Annotated in this window: 14 protein-coding genes; 10 read left to right on the forward strand and 4 right to left on the reverse strand. The window is 62.1% G+C overall.

What is annotated here, in order from left to right; genetic code table 11:
- Window positions 1–89 precede the first annotated feature (89 nt).
- The 3 genes from PQR27_RS07525 (at window position 90) to PQR27_RS07535 (ending at window position 3,794) form a co-directional block, all read left to right on the forward strand.
- Window positions 90–1,235 carry an acyl-CoA dehydrogenase family protein gene (locus PQR27_RS07525; RefSeq protein WP_408226366.1) on the forward strand — a complete coding sequence of 382 codons (1,146 nt, stop codon included), beginning with the start codon at window positions 90–92 and terminating at the stop codon, window positions 1,233–1,235.
- A 31-nt stretch (window positions 1,236–1,266) separates the two neighbouring features.
- A complete protein-coding gene (locus PQR27_RS07530; RefSeq protein ID WP_408226368.1) occupies window positions 1,267–2,412 on the forward strand; it encodes an acyl-CoA dehydrogenase family protein in 1,146 nt (381 codons plus the stop codon).
- A gap of 344 nt (window positions 2,413–2,756) precedes the next feature.
- Window positions 2,757–3,794, forward strand: coding sequence for a DUF1254 domain-containing protein (locus PQR27_RS07535; protein ID WP_408269045.1), 1,038 nt, complete (start codon window positions 2,757–2,759; stop codon window positions 3,792–3,794).
- A 28-nt stretch (window positions 3,795–3,822) separates the two neighbouring features.
- Here PQR27_RS07535 and PQR27_RS07540 read toward each other — a convergent pair whose 3' ends face one another.
- On the reverse strand, window positions 3,823–4,728 hold the full coding sequence (locus PQR27_RS07540) for a LysR family transcriptional regulator (protein ID WP_408226374.1): 906 nt from the start codon (window positions 4,726–4,728) through the stop codon (window positions 3,823–3,825).
- 111 nt (window positions 4,729–4,839) lie between these two features.
- Here PQR27_RS07540 and PQR27_RS07545 point away from each other — a divergent pair, with 111 nt between their 5' ends.
- The 6 genes from PQR27_RS07545 (at window position 4,840) to PQR27_RS07570 (ending at window position 12,826) form a co-directional block, all read left to right on the forward strand.
- Complete coding sequence (locus PQR27_RS07545) at window positions 4,840–6,306, forward strand: sulfatase family protein (RefSeq protein WP_408226377.1); 1,467 nt, start codon at window positions 4,840–4,842, stop codon at window positions 6,304–6,306.
- 185 nt (window positions 6,307–6,491) lie between these two features.
- On the forward strand, window positions 6,492–7,712 hold the full coding sequence (locus PQR27_RS07550) for an MFS transporter (RefSeq protein WP_408226380.1): 1,221 nt from the start codon (window positions 6,492–6,494) through the stop codon (window positions 7,710–7,712).
- 27 nt (window positions 7,713–7,739) lie between these two features.
- The gene (locus PQR27_RS07555; protein WP_408226383.1) at window positions 7,740–8,642 is read left to right on the forward strand and encodes an alpha/beta fold hydrolase; all 903 of its coding nucleotides are present in this window, start codon (window positions 7,740–7,742) and stop codon (window positions 8,640–8,642) included.
- A gap of 113 nt (window positions 8,643–8,755) precedes the next feature.
- Window positions 8,756–10,297 carry an acetolactate synthase large subunit gene (locus tag PQR27_RS07560; RefSeq protein WP_408226726.1) on the forward strand — a complete coding sequence of 514 codons (1,542 nt, stop codon included), beginning with the start codon at window positions 8,756–8,758 and terminating at the stop codon, window positions 10,295–10,297.
- 17 nt (window positions 10,298–10,314) lie between these two features.
- On the forward strand, window positions 10,315–11,757 hold the full coding sequence (locus PQR27_RS07565) for an FAD-binding oxidoreductase (protein WP_408511620.1): 1,443 nt from the start codon (window positions 10,315–10,317) through the stop codon (window positions 11,755–11,757).
- A gap of 73 nt (window positions 11,758–11,830) precedes the next feature.
- The gene (locus PQR27_RS07570; RefSeq protein ID WP_408226389.1) at window positions 11,831–12,826 is read left to right on the forward strand and encodes an MDR family oxidoreductase; all 996 of its coding nucleotides are present in this window, start codon (window positions 11,831–11,833) and stop codon (window positions 12,824–12,826) included.
- 95 nt (window positions 12,827–12,921) lie between these two features.
- Here the strand turns inward: PQR27_RS07570 and PQR27_RS07575 are convergent, their stop codons facing one another.
- The 3 genes from PQR27_RS07575 to PQR27_RS07585 all read right to left on the reverse strand — a co-directional run bounded on the left by PQR27_RS07575 (window position 12,922) and on the right by PQR27_RS07585 (window position 16,960).
- Window positions 12,922–13,983, reverse strand: coding sequence for an NAD(P)-dependent alcohol dehydrogenase (locus PQR27_RS07575; protein WP_408226391.1), 1,062 nt, complete (start codon window positions 13,981–13,983; stop codon window positions 12,922–12,924).
- Window positions 13,984–14,058: 75 nt separating this feature from the next.
- The gene (locus PQR27_RS07580; protein WP_408511619.1) at window positions 14,059–15,519 is read right to left on the reverse strand and encodes an acyl-CoA reductase; all 1,461 of its coding nucleotides are present in this window, start codon (window positions 15,517–15,519) and stop codon (window positions 14,059–14,061) included.
- A gap of 4 nt (window positions 15,520–15,523) precedes the next feature.
- On the reverse strand, window positions 15,524–16,960 hold the full coding sequence (locus PQR27_RS07585; RefSeq protein ID WP_408226396.1) for a phenylacetate--CoA ligase family protein: 1,437 nt from the start codon (window positions 16,958–16,960) through the stop codon (window positions 15,524–15,526).
- A 425-nt stretch (window positions 16,961–17,385) separates the two neighbouring features.
- Here PQR27_RS07585 and PQR27_RS07590 point away from each other — a divergent pair, with 425 nt between their 5' ends.
- Window positions 17,386–18,108 carry a TetR/AcrR family transcriptional regulator gene (locus PQR27_RS07590; RefSeq protein ID WP_408523054.1) on the forward strand — a complete coding sequence of 241 codons (723 nt, stop codon included), beginning with the start codon at window positions 17,386–17,388 and terminating at the stop codon, window positions 18,106–18,108.
- Window positions 18,109–18,116 lie beyond the last annotated feature (8 nt).

Here is an 18,116-nt window from a genome sequence, read left to right on the forward strand (position 1 = left end):
CGTTGCGAAGGAATGATCCGACATCATCGATTCATTGCTCCGGAAGCAATTCAATCCGGAAAATGAATGTCACATTTCATGAGGAAAAAATGGGCGATACATCAGCAGCATTCCTAAGTGAGCAGGAAGTCTTGATCCGCGATTCGGCGAGAAAAGTGGCGGCGGAAGTGGTCGCGCCAACGGCAGCCGAGCGCGATCGGACCTGTGCGTGGCCACGCGACGAATTGAAAGCCGTCGCTGAACTCGGCTTTCTGGGGATGCTCATTCCGGAGGAATACGGCGGCTCCGGCTCCAGCTTTGTGGATTATTGTCTCGCCATCGAAGAGTTTGCTGCCGCGGACGCCGGCTTCGCAACGCTCATTCACGTGCACAACACCATGGCCGGCATGCTTGCCAAAGTGGGAAGCGAGGAGCAGAAGCGCAGGTACCTGCCGGCGCTGGCCTCCGGCGAAAAGATCGGTGCGACATTGTTCACTGAGCCGCACGCGGGATCGGATACGGCGGCTTTCCGTACCACGGCACGCCGTGAAGAATCGCATTACGTTGTGAATGGCAGCAAGCAGTTCATCTCGAACGGCAGCGAAGCCGGTGTGGCCTTTGTACTCGCCGTCACCGACAAAACCGCTGGCAGGAATGGCATGAGCCTGCTCCTCGCCGAACCCAGCGAGCCCGGCTATATCGTTGCCCGTATCGAGCACAAGCTGGGTCAACGCTCGGCGCACGTCGCACAAATCCAGTTGGAGAACTGCCGTGTGCCGATCGAAAACCGCGTGGGCGATGAAGGCGGCGGATACAAATTGGTCATGAGCTTGCTGTCGGAGGGGCGGGTTGCCATTGGCGCAGTGGCTGTCGGCACCGCGCGCGCCGCATTGGAAGCCGCGGTGCGATATGCCAGGGAGCGCGAAGCCTACGGCGCACCGATCATCAAGCTGCAGGGCGTTGCCTTTGATCTCGCCGATATGGCGACCCAGGTGGAAGTCGCGCGTCAGTTCATGATCCACGCCGCCCGCCTGTGCGAAGCCGGCATCCCCTGTGCGAAGGAAGCGTCGATGGCCAAGCTCTTCGCCAGCGAGATGGCGGAAAAGGTGTGCTCGGATGCCTTGCAGATCCACGGCGGCTATGGCTACGTCAACGACTTCCCGGTCGAACGCTACTACCGGGACGTGCGCGTGACAAAGATCTACGAAGGCACAAGCCATATCCAGAAGCTGATCATTTCACGTGGCCTTGTGTAAGGCCCGACATCAAATTAGGGAAGCAAGATAAATGAACGATACGTCAGCGGTATTCCTGAGCGAACAGGAAGTCATGATCCGCGATTCGGCCAGGAAGGTGGCGGCGGAAGTGGTCGCGCCAACGGCAGCCGAGCGCGATCGGACCTGTGCGTGGCCGCGCGCCGAATTGAAAACCGTCGCTGAACTCGGCTTTCTAGGCATGCAAGTGCCAGAGGAATACGGCGGATCCGGCGCAACTTTTGTGGACTATTGCCTCGCCATCGAAGCGTTTTCCGCAGCGGATACCGGTTTTGCGACGCTCATTCACGTACACAACACCATGGCCGGCATGCTTGCCAAAATGGGAAGCGAAGAGCAGAAGCGCACGTACCTGGCGGCGATGGCCTCGGGTGAAAAAATCGGCGCGGGTCTGTTGACCGAACCGCACGCCGGTTCGGATACGGCGGCCTTCCGTACCACGGCACGCCGTGACGGATCGCATTATGTGTTGAATGGCAACAAGCAGTTCATCTCGAACGGCAGCGAAGCTGCCGTAGCCTTTGCCATTGCGGTGACCGACAAGACCGCCGGGAAGAATGGGTCGAGCATGTTCATCATCGATCCCAGTCAGCCCGGTTATAACGTGGCGCGCGTCGAAAACAAGCTCGGGCAGCGCTCGGCTCATATTGCCGCGATCCAGTTGGAAGACTGTCGTGTACCGGCTGAAAACATCCTGGGGGAAGAGGGCTCCGGCTACAAGAAGATCATGGGCATGCTGTCTGAGGGGCGCATTGGGATTGCTGCGGTGGCAGTCGGCACCGCGCGCGCCGCGTTGGAAGCCGCGGTGAAATATGCCAGCGAGCGCGAAGCCTACGGCGCGCCGATCATCAAGCTGCAAGGCGTCGCTTTCGATCTGGCCGACATGGCAACCCAGGTGGAAGTCGCGCACCAGTTCATGCTGCATGCCGCGAGGCTATACGAAGCCGGCATCCCCTGCGCGAAGGAAGCCTCGATGGCCAAGCTCTTCGCCAGCGAGATGGCGGAGAAGGTGTGCTCGGATGCCTTGCAGATCCACGGCGGCTATGGCTATCTCAACGACTTCCCGGTCGAGCGCTATTACCGGGATGTGCGCGTGACCAAGATCTACGAAGGCACGAGCCATATCCAGAAACTGATCATTGCACGCAGCCTGATCTAGGAGGAGGGTAGCCGGTGAGCAGCGACCTCCGCTGCAGGCACGCCTGACCCCTATATACCGCCAAAATCCATGCCATAGATGTGTGGGGCGGCGCTGACACCTGGCTCAGCCGCAACGCGTCGAATCCTGATTGGCAGCCGGGCGGCCCCGGCGTTTGACAGGCAATTTCGTCCGCACTCAGCCAACTGGCGTGCGACGCCTGGTCTGATGCCGAAACCGCCCACGAATCGAGGGCATGCCTACGCGCGCGGTAGCAACGGCCGCCCTCTCGTCTGGACAGGTGTGCCGCAACTTGTGACGAAGTAGGCTGACCGGTCGAACAGCTACTTCTAAAGTGAGTCTTCATGTCCTTTTCACTGCGGCCTCTCGTTGCACTTAGCCTCGCTCTCGCAACGGCGTCGGTGTGCGCACAGTCGGCCGGCTCGGCAGCACTCTCAATTCCTGTCACCGCCGATAACTTCGTTCGCGCGGAGTCGGACATGATGTTCACCGCGATGGTCAAGCAGAACGGCCTCGGACAGTTCGGGCATCACCGCGATCTGGCGCCGATTGACAAGCAGACTGTCGTACGTGTCAATCGCGACACGATCTATTCGACGGCGGTGTTCGACCTTGATGCAGGGCCCGTGACGATCACGCTGCCCGACGCGGGCAAGCGCTTTCGTTCGATGATTGCGATTAACGAAGATCACTATGCGCAAGAGGTGGTCTATGACGGCGGTAGCTACACGTTGACGAAGAAGCAGATGGGCACGCGGTACGTGTTGGTTACGGTGCGCACGCTGGCGGACCCGTCAGATCCGGCGGATCTGCAACAGGTCCATGCGCTACAGGACGGGATCAAGGTCAAACAGGCGAGTGTCGGCCATTTCGACATGCCCAATTGGGATGCCGTCAGTCAGAAGCGAGTACGCGACGCGCTGAAAGTGCTGGGATCGACGCTTCCTGACACGAGGGACTCGTTCGGCCCGCCGGGCGAAGTGTCGCCGATACGGCATCTGATCGGTGCCGCAACCCTCTGGGGCGGCAATCCGGATAAGGATGCTGTCTATCTGACCGTCACGCCGGGCAAGAACGACGGTGCAACGGTGTATCGTCTACGTGTCAAGGACGTGCCCGTCGATGGATTCTGGTCGGTCAGCGTGTACAACGCATCGGGATATATCCAGTCGAACGCATACGGTGCCTATACGCTTAATAACGTAACGGCGAAGAAGGCCGGGGACGATTCCGTCGAGGTCCAGTTCGGAGCGTGCGACGGCAAGATTGCCAATTGCCTGCCCACCGAGGCTGGCTGGAACTATACGGTACGACTCTATCGTCCGCGCGCCGAAGTCCTGAAGGGATCCTGGACGTTCCCTCAAGCGCAGCCCGTGCTTTGACAAGCGGATACGCATTTGACCGGCCTCGTCAGGCCGGCCAGGTTTTCTTTGAACGCTGTTCCACGATGGCAATCATCCGCTGCGCCAAGGGCGACAAATAGGCTCCGGCTCTTGACATGATCGCGATGCGCCTTTGCAGATCAAGCTCTTGCGCATCCAGCCTGATCGGTCGAATCCCCATCGCCGCCCACTTTGGCGCCGCACTTGCGACGCTCAGCAATTGCGTACCCCGAACAAGCTGAACGAACGAGGGGCTGCTGAAGTCTGTCTCGATCCGCAAGATAGGCTGTGGCAGGCCTTGATTGCGAAACGCGGCTTCCACTTGTTGCCGCACGGCGACGTGGGAACCTGGCAGCAGCCAATCGTGGCCCACCAGATCAGCGAGCTTCGGCTTTCGCTTACGCAGCAGTGGGTGCGCCTGGTCCGCGATGACAGTGAGTCTGTCATTGAAAAGCTCCCGCACCACAAAATCTGCTGCGCGCTGTTTTGGCACTGGCGCCATGACCAGATCGAGCGAACCTTCCGCGAGGAGGTCTAAAAGGGCAGGCGCCAGCATCCGACGCAGACGAAGCTGGGCCGCGGGGCGATCCATGACCAACTGTCGACAGGCATCCAGCACCATCGCATCGGGGACCGAGGGCGAACAACCCAGGCTCAAAACGCCCTGCGTCCCCGATTGAATCGCCCGCATTTCTTTCAGCACATCTTCGTAGTCCCGATGAATAAGCCGAGCTCGATCGATGAAGAGTGCCCCTGCCGAAGTTGGACTCATACCCCGCGCGCTGCGCTCGAACAACCGTAAGCCTAACTGCGCTTCGATGCGCTTCACAGCCTTGGTCAACGCGGGCTGAGTGACGCCCATGGCCGTGGCGGCACGGCCGATCCCGCCATATGTGTTGATGGCCAGAACATATTCGAGGTCACGGGTTTCCATTGAGGCATTCCTGATGGTAATGACTTTATGCCAGATGTCGCATTGCGACCATGAATCGAATCATACAGACTCGGCTTAAGTAGCAAACCCAGAACGAGAGACGAAGCCGAAATGAAGCCGAACAATGTACTGGTACTGATGGCGGACGAGCACAACGCCAGAATGCTTGGGTGCGCAGGCCATCCCCTGGCAAAAACGCCAAACCTCGATGCGCTGGCGGCACGCGGAACCCGCTTTACCCATGCTTACACGAATTCCCCCATCTGCGTGCCGGCGCGCGCGAGCTTCGCCACCGGACGCTACGTCAATGAAATCGGGTACTGGGACAATTCCATTGCCTACGATGGTCGTGTAGAGGGCTGGGGGCATCGTCTCCAGGCGGCAAAGATCCCGGTGGAGTCCATCGGAAAGCTCCACTATCGCAAGCAAAGCGATCCGGTCGGCCTTGACCGCCAGCATGTGCCCATGCATATCAAGGACGGCCTGGGCATGGTGCATCTGTCGATCCGCAAGCAATTTCCGGATTTCGTGGCCGAGGCGCGCCATGTGGCAGGCATCCCCATGTCCGCAGCCGAAGGCGAAAGCGAATACACCCGCTACGACCGGCGGATCGCCGACGTCGCGTGTGACTGGCTGAAGCGCGCCGCTGACAAAGACGGCAACTGGGTCCTGTTCGTGAGCTTCGTCACACCGCACTATCCATTGTGCGTACCCAAGGAATTCCTGGACCTGTACCCGATCGACCAGATGCCTGAGGGAAAGTTTGCGCCCGCATCAGGCTTCCAGCTTCACCCCTGGCTGCAGCGCTTCGTCGCCTCCGGGCGCGCGACAGTCGAGCAACAAAAAAAGGCCTTCGCGTCCTATCTGGCGCTGTGCAGTTTCATGGACGCCCAGGTCGGGCGCGTGCTGGAAGCGTTGCAACAGGCGGGCCTCACCGATTCCACCCGGATCATCTTTACCTCGGACCATGGCGAAAACGCCGGTGCTCGCGGCCTGTGGGGCAAGTCCAACCACTACGAGGAAGCCGCAGCCATTCCGCTCATCGTCGCGGGCCCGGATGTTCCCGCTGCGAAGGTGTGCAACACGCCCGCCACGCTGGTTGACGTCCATCCGTCCATCCTTCATGCCGCCGGGTTGCCCTTTGAAAACGACGGAACACCCGGAAAATCGCTTTTCAATCTTGCAAACCAGCCGGACGACATCGAGCGTGTCGCCTTCAGCGAATACCACGCCGGCGGGTCGCCGTCCGCGTCCTACATGGTCCGCAAAGGCCGCTTCAAGCTTATCCACTACGTTGAGTTTTCTTCAGAACTGTTCGACCTCGAGGCCGACCCCGAGGAGGGCACTAACCTTGCAGAGGACACGCGCTACGCATCGGTGGTCTCGGAACTCGAGCGCATCTTGCACACGATCGTTGACCCCGAAGAAGTCGATAAGCGCGCCAACCTTGCGCAACGTGAGTTGATCGAAAGCCTGGGTGGTCCCGAAATGGTGATGGCCAATCTGGTGACTGAAAAGTCTTACACCCCCGTGCCCGCGCACATCGCTTCGGAAGACTTCATTCCGCCAGGCCAGTGACGCGTCAATTCCGTGCGCTGTCTGGATCAGCGTGGTCAAGACAACGTACGGAACGGGCAGTAGTCGTGCACTAAATAGCATCCCGAAACACGGGATCAAACGGAGACATCATGCCGGTTGGGAATCTCAAATTTTCGCTTCGAAACCGATGGGTTCGCATTCTTGGCGTCGCTACGGTGATGTACATGTTGGCGCTCATCGATCGCGGCAATCTGGGCATGGCCATTCCCTCGATGCGCCAGGATCTCGGCTTGTCGCCAAAGGCCATTGGCCTGGCGGCGGGCGCTTATTTCTGGGGCTATCTCATCTTGCAGATACCGATGGGACGAATAGCCAGTCTACGGAGCCCCAAGAAGGCAATCTTCGTCTTGATGCTGCTCTGGAGCACCATTGCGTTGGCTGCGGCGTCTGTCACGACCGAACGTGGATTGACGATCAACCGGTTCATGCTGGGACTCGCAGAAGGCGGTTTGCTGACTTGCGTGCTGGTCCTGATCCGGTCCTGGTTTACTCGTGCAGAGCGCGCGCGCGCCACCGGCATTCTCCTGCTGGGTCTGGTCGCCGGGCCGATCATCGCGGGTCCGCTTTCCGGCCTCATTCTGACGCACTCAACCTGGCGTTGGATGTTCATCATCGAAGGATTGCCAGGCTTACTCTGGGGCATCGTCTGGTGGTGCCTCATTGATGACCACCCACGACACGCGACCTGGATGGATGAAGCGGAGCGCGAACAACTGATTCGAACCCTTGACGCGGAAACGAGCGACATGGTTGCGCTGCAAGGCCATTTCCTGTCGGTCCTGTGGCATCCATGTGTCATCTTGCTGGCGCTGTACAACTTTCTTGCACTTGTCGGGGAGTGGGGAATTCAGTTCTGGTATCCCACCGTTCTCAAAGAGGCGGGGCTTTCAATAGGCGTCGTTGGACTGGTGGCCACCTTGCCGGCCCTCTTGAGCATGCTCTCGATGACGCTGGTTGCCAGAAGCTCTGACCGTTGGGGTGAGCGCAAGTGGCACATGATTGGCGCGACGATGACTGCGGGTTGCGTGCTATTGCTGATGCAGTTCAGTGGAGGAAGCGCGTTCGCGATGGTTTGTCTGTTTGCTGTGGCAACAGGTGCCATGGCGGGTCGGTTCGGGCCGTTCTGGACGCTGCCATCCGAAGTGTTGCCGCCAGCCGTGCTCGGCGTGGGGATTGGCGTCATTCATGGCTTTGGCAGCCTGGGCGGCGTAGTCGGACCGTTCGTTTTTGGCCTCGTGCGAATACATACAGGAAATTTCACCTTGGCGTTCAGCGCGGCCGGGGTGGCAATGATCCTTGGTTGCCTGTTCGTCATCCCTTTACGGGTTCGCCCGCGAACTGCCACGAATGGGTGCAGGCGCCCTGTTCGTCACAGCACGAACTGAATTCGTTCTCAAACTCGGAAAGACAAAATGACAGCTGAATCTTCGTTTTCTGCAGCAACCACAGCCTGGCAAAATTCGGGCGATTTTGTTCAGATTGGAGAGCATCGGGTCTTCGTCCATCGGCGAGGCGTTGGCGCTTCCATTCTCTTCATCCACGGCTTTCCGACTTCATGCTTTGATTGGCGAGATACAGTTTCCAGCCTTGCGGGCCACTTCGATTGCATCGCATTCGATCAGATCGGCTACGGACTCTCCGACAAACCGGCGGCGTGGGGATACTCGCTCTTCCAGCAAGCCGATGTCATCGAAGCATTGCTCAAAAAGCTCGGCGTCAAGACGGTGCACGTGGTGAGCCACGACGTGGGCACGAGTGTCCATACGGAGTTGCTTGCCCGCAAGCAGGAGGGGCGCCTTTCCTTCGAGATCGACAGCTCGACGTTTCTGAATGGAAGCATCATCAAGGGGATGGCGACACTCACGAACATCCAGAAGGTGCTTGAGAATCCCGCCACCCTTGACGAAGGGAAGCGGATGGTGGCCGACATGGTGCCTGGATACGCTGAGCGCCTGAAGAAGTGTATGGGCAAACCCGAGGCCGTCAGTGCAGAGGACGCACTGATCATGACCGAACTCCTTGCCCACAAGGACGGCAACCTTCGCATACCCAATGTCTACAGTTACGTGCGCGAACGGTATTTGCACGCGGACCGCTGGGTCGGTGCAGTCCAGGCGGAGGGCGCGCGAGTTCAGTTCCTGTGGGGCGATGCGGACCCCATCGCCAACATTGCCATGGGGAGAGCGCTGCATGCTCTGGCGCCGCAGGCGCAATATGCAGAATTGCCCGGGGTTGGCCACTTCGTTCCGGTAGAGGTGCCTGAAACCGTAGCCGCGCACGTCAACCGCTTCGTCACTGAGACCGCCGCAGCTTGACGGCGTGCGTTTCACCCCTTCCCTATGCGAGATCGTCGATGTCGACTGTAGAAAAACACCTTGAGGACACCACACGTTTGCTCGAAACCCGGCCGGCCGGCACGATGGCGCAGATGAGCGGCGCTGAGAGCCTCGTGAGAACGTTGCTCGCGTGTGGCGTCGACACCTGCTTTGCGAACCCCGGCACGAGCGAGATGCATTTCGTGGCGGCACTCGACCAGATTCCCGGCATGCGCTGTGTGCTCGGCCTGTTCGAGGGCGTGGTGACCGGCGCGGCCGATGGCTATGCGCGCATCGCGGGCAAGCCCGCCGCCACGCTGTTGCATTGCGGGCCCGGTCTGGCCAACGGCCTCGCCAACCTGCACAACGCGCGCCGCGCGCAGACGCCCGTGGTCAACATCGTCGGCGACCAGGCGACTTATCATCGGCCCTTTGATGCCCCCCTTACCTCCGATACGGAGGGCTGGGCGCGTCCGGTCTCGGTGTGGACGCGCACGGCCACCGAGGCCGCTTCGGTCGGCGCCGCTGCGGCCGCCGCGGTGCAGGCCGCGTGTGCAGAACCGGGCGGGGTGGCGAGCCTGATCCTGCCGTCCGATGTCTGCTGGAACGAGGGCGGCCAGGTGGCTGCGCCACTGGCCCCGCTCCCTGTGCCGAAGGTCACGCCGGATATCGTGCAGCAAATCGCGCGTGTGCTGCGCTCCGGCGAGCCGACCATGCTGCTGCTCGCGGGCCGCGCGCTCGACGAAGCCGCGCTGGCCGACGCGCATGGCATTGCCGCCGCCACCGGCGCTCGCCTGATGTGCACGACCGCCAATGCGCGCGTGGCGCGCGGCCGTGGGCGCTTTCCGATCGAGCGGCTGCCGTATTACGGCGACCCTGCACGGGCCAGGACCGCTGGCATCCGCCATCTGATCCTCGTCGGCACACCCGCGCCGGCGACGTTTTTCGCGTACCCAGGCAAGTCGTCGCGCCCGTATCCCGAAGACGCGGTGGTCCACGTGCTGGCCCGGGCAGAGCAGGACCTCGCCGATGCGCTGGCGCAGCTCGCGGCGCAACTGAACGCGCCGCGCATCGACGCACCTGACGCCCAGGCCGCTGCGCACGAGATTCCTGACGGACCGATCACCTCGCAGTCGGTGGCGCAGATTCTGTGTGCACAGCTTCCCGAGCAAGCGATCGTGGTCGACGAGAGTGTCACCTTCGGTCATGCGTTCTACCCGGGCACCGCACACGCGGCGCCGCATGACTGGCTGCAGGTGACCGGTGGCGCGATCGGCGATGGTCTGCCGCTCGCGCTCGGCGCGGCGGTCGCGGCGCCTGGCCGGCGCGTCGTTGCGTTGCAGGCCGACGGCTCGGCGATGTACACGCCGCAGGCGCTCTGGAGCATGGCCCGCGAAGGTCTCGATGTGACCGTGGTGCTGCTGTCGAACCGCAAATACGCGATTCTGCTCGGTGAGCTGGCAAGCGTCGGCGCGACGCCGGGCAAAACCGCGCTGGACATGCTCGACATCGGCCGCCCCGATATGGATTGGGTCAAGATCGCCAACGGCATGGGCGTGGAGGCCGCGCGCGCCGATACACTCGCGCGCTTCGCCGAACTCTTCGCGATGGCGAATGGGCGCAAGGGCCCGTTCCTGATCGAACTGATGATCTGACGAGAGGGCATTCAACCATGACAACGTCAGGTAACACACAGCAACGCGCTGACGCCGGCGCCGCGCTGACACCACTGATCGAGGCGCTGCGCGAAATCGTCGGTCCGGCTGGCCTTTTGCTGGAAGACGATGTGCGTGCGCGCCCTGCCGGCGTGGCCAGCCGGCAGGGGATACAAGCGCGGGTGCTCGTGCGTCCCGCCAGCACCGCCGAAGTCAGCGCCGTGCTGGCCGTCTGCCACGCGGCGGGGGTACCCGTCATACCGCAAGGCGGGCTGACGGGCCTCGTGCACGGCGCCGATGCGCAAGCGCATGAAGTGATTCTGTCGCTGGAGCGCATGCAGCGCATCGAGCCGGTCGATACGACGCAGCGCGTGCTGATCGCCGAGGCGGGTGTGATACTCGCGCAAGCGCAGGACGCAGCCGCGGCGGCGGGGCTGTTATTGCCGGTCGACCTCGGCGCGCGCGGCAGCGCGACGCTGGGCGGCATGGTGGCCACCAATGCGGGCGGCAACCGCGTGATTCGCTACGGGATGATGCGCGAGAACCTGCGCGGTCTCGAAGTCGTACTGGCGGACGGCACCGTGCTGGACTCGATGAATGAGCTCGTCAAGAACAACTCCGGCTACGATCTGAAACACCTCTTCATCGGCTCCGAAGGCACGCTCGGCATCGTGACGCGGGTCGTGCTGCGTCTTAGCGAGCCGCCCGCCGGGCGACGCATGGCGCTCGTGGCGATGCCCGATTTCGCAGCGGTCTGCACGCTGCTGCGCCAGCTGGATCATGCAATGGACGGCCGGCTCTCGGCGTTCGAAGTGATGTGGCAGGACTTCTACCATGTGGTGACCACGCCGCCCGCGCTCGCGCGGCCGCCATTGCCGCAGGACCATCCGTTCTATGTGCTGGTGGAGGCGAGTGTCGATGACGATAGCCAGGGCGATCGCTTCGACGATGCGCTCGGTGCGGCGCTGGAAGCGGGTGTCGTGGTCGATGCGACACTCGCGAAGAACGAGCGCGAATGCGCGGCCCTGTGGGGACTGCGCGACGATGTCGCGCAGCTGCGCCGCTTCGGCCCGCTCGTCGCGTATGACATCTCGCTGCGGCTCGCCGACACGGGACACTACGTCGAAACCGTCCGTGCAGAGATCGCGCAGCGTTGGTCCGGCGCCGGGTTGTGGGCCTTCGGGCATCTCGGCGATGGCAACGTGCATCTCGCGGTGCATGTGCCGGACCTGGACCCGCAACGCCGCGTCGAACTCGACACCTTGGTCTACTCACCGTTGCAGGCGTTGCACGGCGCCGTGTCGGCCGAACACGGCATCGGGATCGAAAAGAAGCCGTGGCTGGGTGTGTCGCGCACACCAGCCGAAGTGAATGTGATGCGCCTGCTCAAGCAAGCGCTGGATCCGAAAGGCGTGCTCAATCCTGGACGTGTCTTCGACGGCGTGGCGGGCACACCCTAGACGCGGGCACTACTGCCGTGTGGGCGCAGATGGCGCACAATCTCCCGCGACGGATCATTTAAAGGTGAACGGAATGGTTGAACAGACTTTTAACGCGCTGATGCTGCGCGAGGAAGACAGGAAGACGAGGGCGGCGGTCGAAACCTTGTCGTTCGATGCGCTACCCGCTGAGGACACGCTCGTCAAAATCGACTATTCGACCATCAACTACAAGGACGCGCTTGCCGTCACGGGCACCGGCAAGGTCGTCAAGGCATGGCCGCTGGTACCCGGTATCGACTTCGCGGGGACCGTTGTCGAGACCACGAATCCCCAGCTCACCGCGGGCCAGAAAGTGGTGTTGACGGGATGGGGTGTCGGCGAAAAGCACTGGGGCGGCTATAGCCAGTATCAACGGGTGCGGGGCGACTGGCTTGTGCCCTTGCCAGACGGCCTCGGCACGCGTGAGGCGATGATGGTCGGCACGGCGGGCTTGACGGCCATGTTGTGCGTGAGCGCGCTCGAATCGGCGGGGGTCACGCCACAAAGCGGTCCCGTGCTCGTCACTGGCGCGACCGGCGGGGTGGGGAGCATCGCTGTAGCGATCCTTAAGCACCTCGGCTATACCGTGTCCGCGCTGACGCACAATCCGGAGAAACATGATTATGTGAGGGGCCTCGGCGCCAGCGAGATCGTGGACGGTCCGCAATGGGCCGAATCGCCGCGCGCGCTCGAGGGCCAGCGCTGGGCCGCCGCGATCGACACCGTTGGCTCGAAAGTGCTGGCACGCGTGCTGGCCGAGATGAACTACGGCGGTGTGGTGGCCGCATGCGGTTTGGCGGGCGGCGCCGATTTGCCGACCACCGTGATGCCGTTCATCCTGCGTTGCGTGAACTTGATCGGCGTCGATTCGGTCATGCTTCCGTTGAAGAATCGGATCGCAGCGTGGCAGCGTATCGTGACGGATTTGCCAGTGTCCGTGCTCGACGCGATCACGGCGAAAACGGTACGGCTGACCGAAGTGCCCAGTGCCGCGGCAGACCTGCTGGCGGGTAAAGTGCGCGGCCGCGTGCTGGTCGACGTCAACTGACGGGTCTGCGCTGAGTTGCGTCGCGAGAACGCTCGCGACGGTAACGATACGGCGGACCTGCGAAACTCGCGCAGGCCCCCGCGCCGCGGCGAAACTCAATCGCCGCCGGCGTTCTCGAGCGATGCCATGTCGATCACGAAGCGATACTTCACATCATTGGCACGCATGCGCTGAAACGCCGTGTTGATCTCGCTGATGTCGATCATCTCGCAGTCGGGCAGAACCTTGTGTTCCGCGCAGAAGTCCAGCAGTTCCTGGGTAGCCTGGATTCCGCCGATCAGCGAACCGGTCAGCGAGCGATTGTTGCGCATCAGCAAAGCGCCGTGCACGGGCTCCAGAAGGTCGATTGCGCCGACCACCACCAGCTTGCCGTTGCGTCCAAGGAGCATCAGATACGGGTTGACGTGGTGCCGCATCGGGATCGTGTCGAGGATGAAATCGAATGAGTTGACCGCTGCCTGCATCGCCTTCGGATCACTCGACAGCAACACGTGGTTCGCGCCGAGCGCGCGAGCGTCGTCGACCTTGCCCGGTGAGCTCGTGATCACGGTCACTTCGGCGCCCAGTGCCGCTGCGAGCTTCACCGCCATGTGACCCAGGCCGCCCAGGCCTACGACCGCCACCTTCGATTGCGCGCCGACGCCATACTTGCGCATCGGCGTCCATACCGTGATGCCGGCACACAGAAGCGGTGCGGCGAAGCGTGGGTCGAGTGCGGCGGGCACGCGCAGCACGAACCGGTCGCGCACGATGATGTGCTGGGCGTAGCCGCCGTAAGTGGTCTCGCCGGTGATCCGATCACGGCCGTTGTAGGTCGGCGTGGGTCCTTCGGTACACAGTTGTTCTTCGCCTTCCTCGCAGGGTGCGCAGTGCTGGCAACTGTCGACGAGACAGCCGACGGCGACCCGGTCGCCGACCTTGAATTTCGTCACGTCGCTGCCGACGGCAGAGACCTGCCCGACGATCTCGTGCCCGGGCACGCAGGGGAAAACGGTATTGTTCCAGTCGTTGTCGACCTGGTGGGCGTCCGAGTGACATACGCCGCAGTAGGCGATGTCGATCGAGACATCGTCGGCGCGCAATGCGCGGCGCTCGAAGCTCATCGGGGTGAGGTGTGCGTGGGCATCGAGGGCGCCGAATCCGTGACAGGTGGTCATGATTTGATGTGGTTCAGAAGAAAAAGGGAATGGATTGGCCCGAGCGGGCGCCGGGCCTTGGGGATAGAAAACCGGTCAGTCGATGGGCGGGCGCTGCCACGGGCCCGGGGTGGCGTCGGGTGAGTTGGTCTGGTTCGAAATCCACTTGCCCATACGGCGCAGCGGCTCGATCGCGTCCTGAGGCGCGGCCCATTTCATCGCCGCCGCGTAACCGAGCGACACGATCCGTTGGGCGCCATACAACGGCAGGCGATCTTTCAGTTCGTCCTTGAGGCGTTCCGGATAGATGCCGACCGTCTGGGTGTAGGCGTCCACCGCGTCCATCACTTCATCGAGGGAGTCGACCGGCACGAGGTTGGCCGTCCGATCGTCGAGCAACGTGGCGAACGACACCGGTTCGGGAATCTGCGAGACGATGATCGCACCTTCCCCATCCTTGCCACCGATTACCCGATACCACTCGTCGTCGAGGCGTAGTGCATCGACGTGTGCCTTGAGACCCTGGTCGTAACGTTTCGCAGACGTGCTGACGCTGTTCGGCAATTGCATCAGGGCGTCGTACACGTAGCGGCCGAAGGCGTTGAGCTGCTGCAGGCCCGCCTCGTCGGTGCCGCTTTGCACATAGGCCAGACGCGCACACACGCAGCCTTTCTGGTTCAGCGCGCCGATATCGGTGGCGAGGCGCAGCGCGGCTTCGCGCATGCTGGCCTCGCTCGCGAACGTGTCCTTGCCGATGATGCTCGCGCTGCGTTTGGGGTCGAGCGAGATCAGTTCGAGGCCGGGCTGGATGTACTGGCTCACGTGCTTCATCGACGCGAAGCCGCCCCACGCGACGATCTTTTCCAGATTCTGTGGCTGATACAGGCGCTTTTCGAACGCCGCGTCGCCGCCTTTCCAGTAGGCGACGCTCAGGTGTTTCGTGAGCGGGTGATCCGGTGCCATCTCGATCATCGTGCGGGCGATGGCGAGGGCCGTGAAGGGGTCGTTCGACGGCGCCTTGATGATGGCGTCGCTGCGCAGCACCATGTTGCGCACGATGGTCAGCAACGACAGCCCCGTGGCATTGCCGGCCACGATGTGCAGAGTACGCGCGCCGAAGCAGCGCACTTCGAGGTCGGTGCCGTCGATCAGGCGCTGCTTGACCCATCCTTCCAGATACTTGATGCCGACCGTGCTGTCCACGGCTTCGATGATCGCCTCGCGCGAGAGCATGTGACGCAGGCCGAGGTAGCTCGACTTGACGAGCGTCGGCGTGGTCGGCGCCGTCAGATACGACAGCTCGCACGCTTCCTGAAGGTGGCGATTGGTCGCGAGATCGAGGTGCTCGCCGAGCGCGGCAGCGTAGTCGAGAATGTCGTCGAAGCTGAGCTTGTACAGGTCGGCCAGCTTCGCCGGATTGCCGAGCGGCAGCGCGTCGATGTAATGGTGGGCGTCCGGCGTGAGAAATGCGAGATCGCCGCCGCGGCCGCCGACTTCGATCAGGTTATCGGTGATGATCTGGCCGCGAATGATCATCGGCGCGATAGGTTTTTGCATGACATCAGCCTTCGAGAGTATTGAGGAAATCCATCGCTTCGCGATGCGCGTTTTCGCTGGCCGCGCAGGTGATCTTGTCGTCACCGCCGTTCTTTTCGCTGTAGCGCTGGATCGGACCGACGATGTAGCGGCTCGGTCTGCCGCACGGGCAGCGCTCGTCCCATTCGATGGTGATTTCGTCGCCGGAAATGAAGCCGCCCCAGCGCGTTTCGGTGCTCAGATCGTAAAAAGCCGCGCGCCCTGTCACGCGGCCAGTGCGCGGCAGCGGCTTGCTCGTCTCGGGATCGAGCAGGTAGGGAATGACGGTCGGATTCAGGTGGTAATGGCCGTGCTCGCACAGCATGTGCGAACCGAGTACTTCGGACATCGCATATGACTGGTTCAGCTTCTTCGCGCCCGTGAAACGCAGGATGTCCTCCACCCAGCCTTCGGGTTGCACCATGCCTTTCGCGCCGCCGGCGGTGGTGATGTACGAATCAGCGGCGAACACGCCTTCGAGACCGCGCGCGAGGCCCGCCTTCGCCATGTTGTGCAGCAGATTCCAGGTCGCGTAGATAAACGCGCGCTTGCCCTTGAGTTCATGTGCGATGCGTTCGAAGAATGCTTCGAGATGCTTCGGCATGTCGGCCTGGAGCCGGTCGAAGGCTTTCTTCTTGGCGGCCAGTTCAGCACTGATTTCCAGTCGATCGAGCGTGCCGCGCGCGTGCGCAGCTCGGATTTTCGCGCCGAGATGCAGCACGTCGCTGCTCAGCCGCGCGGGGTAGGCGGCCCGGAAATGCGTTTCGTCCGGCAGCAACACCTTGATCATGAAGTCGTTGCCGCGCAAGTGGCTCAAATAGCCGGAACGGTAGTACGGAAAGGCGGTGTGCAACTCCGGTTGAGGCGTGTGCGGCCCCGTCATGTTCCAGATGAACAGCCTGCGTGCCTCGAAAGCTTTTTCGTACTCGCGGGCACTATGCGGCAGAAACGACACCGTGCCCGACGTGCCTGACGTGTGGCTGAGCACCAGTTGCGGCACCGCTGCGTCCATTGCCGCGAACCAGTCGTCGAGCCCGCGGCACGCGCTGACGTCGGCCGCGAGTATCTGCTCGGCCACCTCAGGGGTGACCAGTTTGCTCAACCACCTGTTGATTTGCGTGAAGTTGTGCCTTTCGAGCAGCGAAGGCGGATAGGACTTGTAGATGGTGTGCTCGAACAGCAGCGGCACCACGTCGTCAAGTTGCTCGACCGTGTGCACGCCTTCGGCATCGGCGAGCTTCTTGAGTGTCGGAATGCGGTCGCGAAACGCGGCAAAGCGCTTTTTCAGGCCGATCAGCTGCATGGCGTCGACCTCGGCACGCGGCAGGTGACCCCATGTTTCGTATGAATGATTGGCGAGAGCCGCCGGGTCGTTCAGCAACAACTGGGTTTTTTGTTCGATGGAGACTTCTGCAGAGGACATCGTCTGACTCGCTACTCTTGAGTAAATCTTGGGTAAGGGACCGGCGCCGACGCCGGCGTGCGGCGAGCATTCACGCTCGCTCGGCCCAACGCAGACCGCAAGATCAGTATAGGGAGCCGACGGCCGTGTCTCGTTCCGGATTCGGTCGCCTGGTGGCGGCGGACAAGACCTTGAAATAAAAGGAGAAATTTTGGGCTGGAGGCGCGTTTGCCGGGCGATTCTGCGTTTCTGACCGGTGCCTGCGGACGGCCAGCGGACGGCCCGTGAGCGACCGTTCCTGTCAACGCGTGGTAACCCGCCCCCCTACGAATGAGGGGAGGCGGTGGCTGTGCACGTCGCTATAGTTGGCATTTCCGAACTGTCCTTGCGCCCCGCGGAATCACCTGCCGGCGCAGGCGCACGCCGAACGAGAGAGAAGGATTGCCATGGCTAATTCGACCCGCGATGTGCAAGGAGCGGCCAGCGGCGATCGGGTCCTGCGTGTCGGGATACCTGCTCAGCCGCGCAAAGCGCCGCGCCAGGCGCGCTCGATCGCCCTTGTCGCCGCGCTGAAGCAAACTGGCAGGCAAATTCTCGAGACGGAAGGGCGCGACGCGTTGACCGCGTTGCGCCTCGCGGAAAATGCGGGCGTGGCCATTAGCTCGATCTACGAGTATTTCCCGACCATGGAAGCGCTGATTACCGCGGTCTTCGACGATTACCGTGTCGAGCGACGCGAAGCGTTGCTGGCGGGCATCGCGGCGCTGCCTGTCAACGCGACCTTGTTCGACGGAATTCTCCTTACGTTGAAAATCGGCGTTGCCGTTCATCACAAGAAAATGTTGATCGACCCGGCGTACAGCGTGCGTTCGACCCACTATGACGAACTCGTGCGGCTCGATCTGGTCAAGACGAAACAACTTTGGCACGCGGTCGCGACCCCGGCGCTGATGGCGCGTTTCGCCAGCGAGATTCGCGTCCGGGATTGGGCGCAGGCCGAGTTTCTGGTCTTCCAGACGCTGCTTGCGCTGCCGCGGGCGATGGTGCTTGAAAGACCTGAATACCTCGTCGATTCCGATACGCCCTATTTGATCGCACGCATGGTGCATGCGTTGTTGACCGGCGGGACGAGCACAACGGGCGAGTGCCAAACCGATCAAGCGGAATAGTGCAAGCC

Source organism: Paraburkholderia fungorum (genome assembly GCF_046027215.1).
GTDB classification, from domain to species: Bacteria; Pseudomonadota; Gammaproteobacteria; order Burkholderiales; family Burkholderiaceae; genus Paraburkholderia; species Paraburkholderia fungorum_D.

What these genes read in the sequence shown, in the direction of transcription:
- PQR27_RS07525 (WP_408226366.1), top strand. Translation starts at nt 90, where the DNA reads ATGGGCGATACATCAGCAGCATTCCTAAGTGAGCAGGAAGTCTTGATC.
- PQR27_RS07530 (WP_408226368.1), top strand. Translation starts at nt 1,267, where the DNA reads ATGAACGATACGTCAGCGGTATTCCTGAGCGAACAGGAAGTCATGATC.
- PQR27_RS07535 (WP_408269045.1), top strand. Translation starts at nt 2,757, where the DNA reads ATGTCCTTTTCACTGCGGCCTCTCGTTGCACTTAGCCTCGCTCTCGCA.
- PQR27_RS07540 (WP_408226374.1), bottom strand. Translation starts at nt 4,728, where the DNA reads ATGGAAACCCGTGACCTCGAATATGTTCTGGCCATCAACACATATGGC.
- PQR27_RS07545 (WP_408226377.1), top strand. Translation starts at nt 4,840, where the DNA reads ATGAAGCCGAACAATGTACTGGTACTGATGGCGGACGAGCACAACGCC.
- PQR27_RS07550 (WP_408226380.1), top strand. Translation starts at nt 6,492, where the DNA reads ATGTTGGCGCTCATCGATCGCGGCAATCTGGGCATGGCCATTCCCTCG.
- PQR27_RS07555 (WP_408226383.1), top strand. Translation starts at nt 7,740, where the DNA reads ATGACAGCTGAATCTTCGTTTTCTGCAGCAACCACAGCCTGGCAAAAT.
- PQR27_RS07560 (WP_408226726.1), top strand. Translation starts at nt 8,756, where the DNA reads ATGAGCGGCGCTGAGAGCCTCGTGAGAACGTTGCTCGCGTGTGGCGTC.
- PQR27_RS07565 (WP_408511620.1), top strand. Translation starts at nt 10,315, where the DNA reads ATGACAACGTCAGGTAACACACAGCAACGCGCTGACGCCGGCGCCGCG.
- PQR27_RS07570 (WP_408226389.1), top strand. Translation starts at nt 11,831, where the DNA reads ATGGTTGAACAGACTTTTAACGCGCTGATGCTGCGCGAGGAAGACAGG.
- PQR27_RS07575 (WP_408226391.1), bottom strand. Translation starts at nt 13,983, where the DNA reads ATGACCACCTGTCACGGATTCGGCGCCCTCGATGCCCACGCACACCTC.
- PQR27_RS07580 (WP_408511619.1), bottom strand. Translation starts at nt 15,519, where the DNA reads ATGCAAAAACCTATCGCGCCGATGATCATTCGCGGCCAGATCATCACC.
- PQR27_RS07585 (WP_408226396.1), bottom strand. Translation starts at nt 16,960, where the DNA reads ATGTCCTCTGCAGAAGTCTCCATCGAACAAAAAACCCAGTTGTTGCTG.
- PQR27_RS07590 (WP_408523054.1), top strand. Translation starts at nt 17,386, where the DNA reads ATGGCTAATTCGACCCGCGATGTGCAAGGAGCGGCCAGCGGCGATCGG.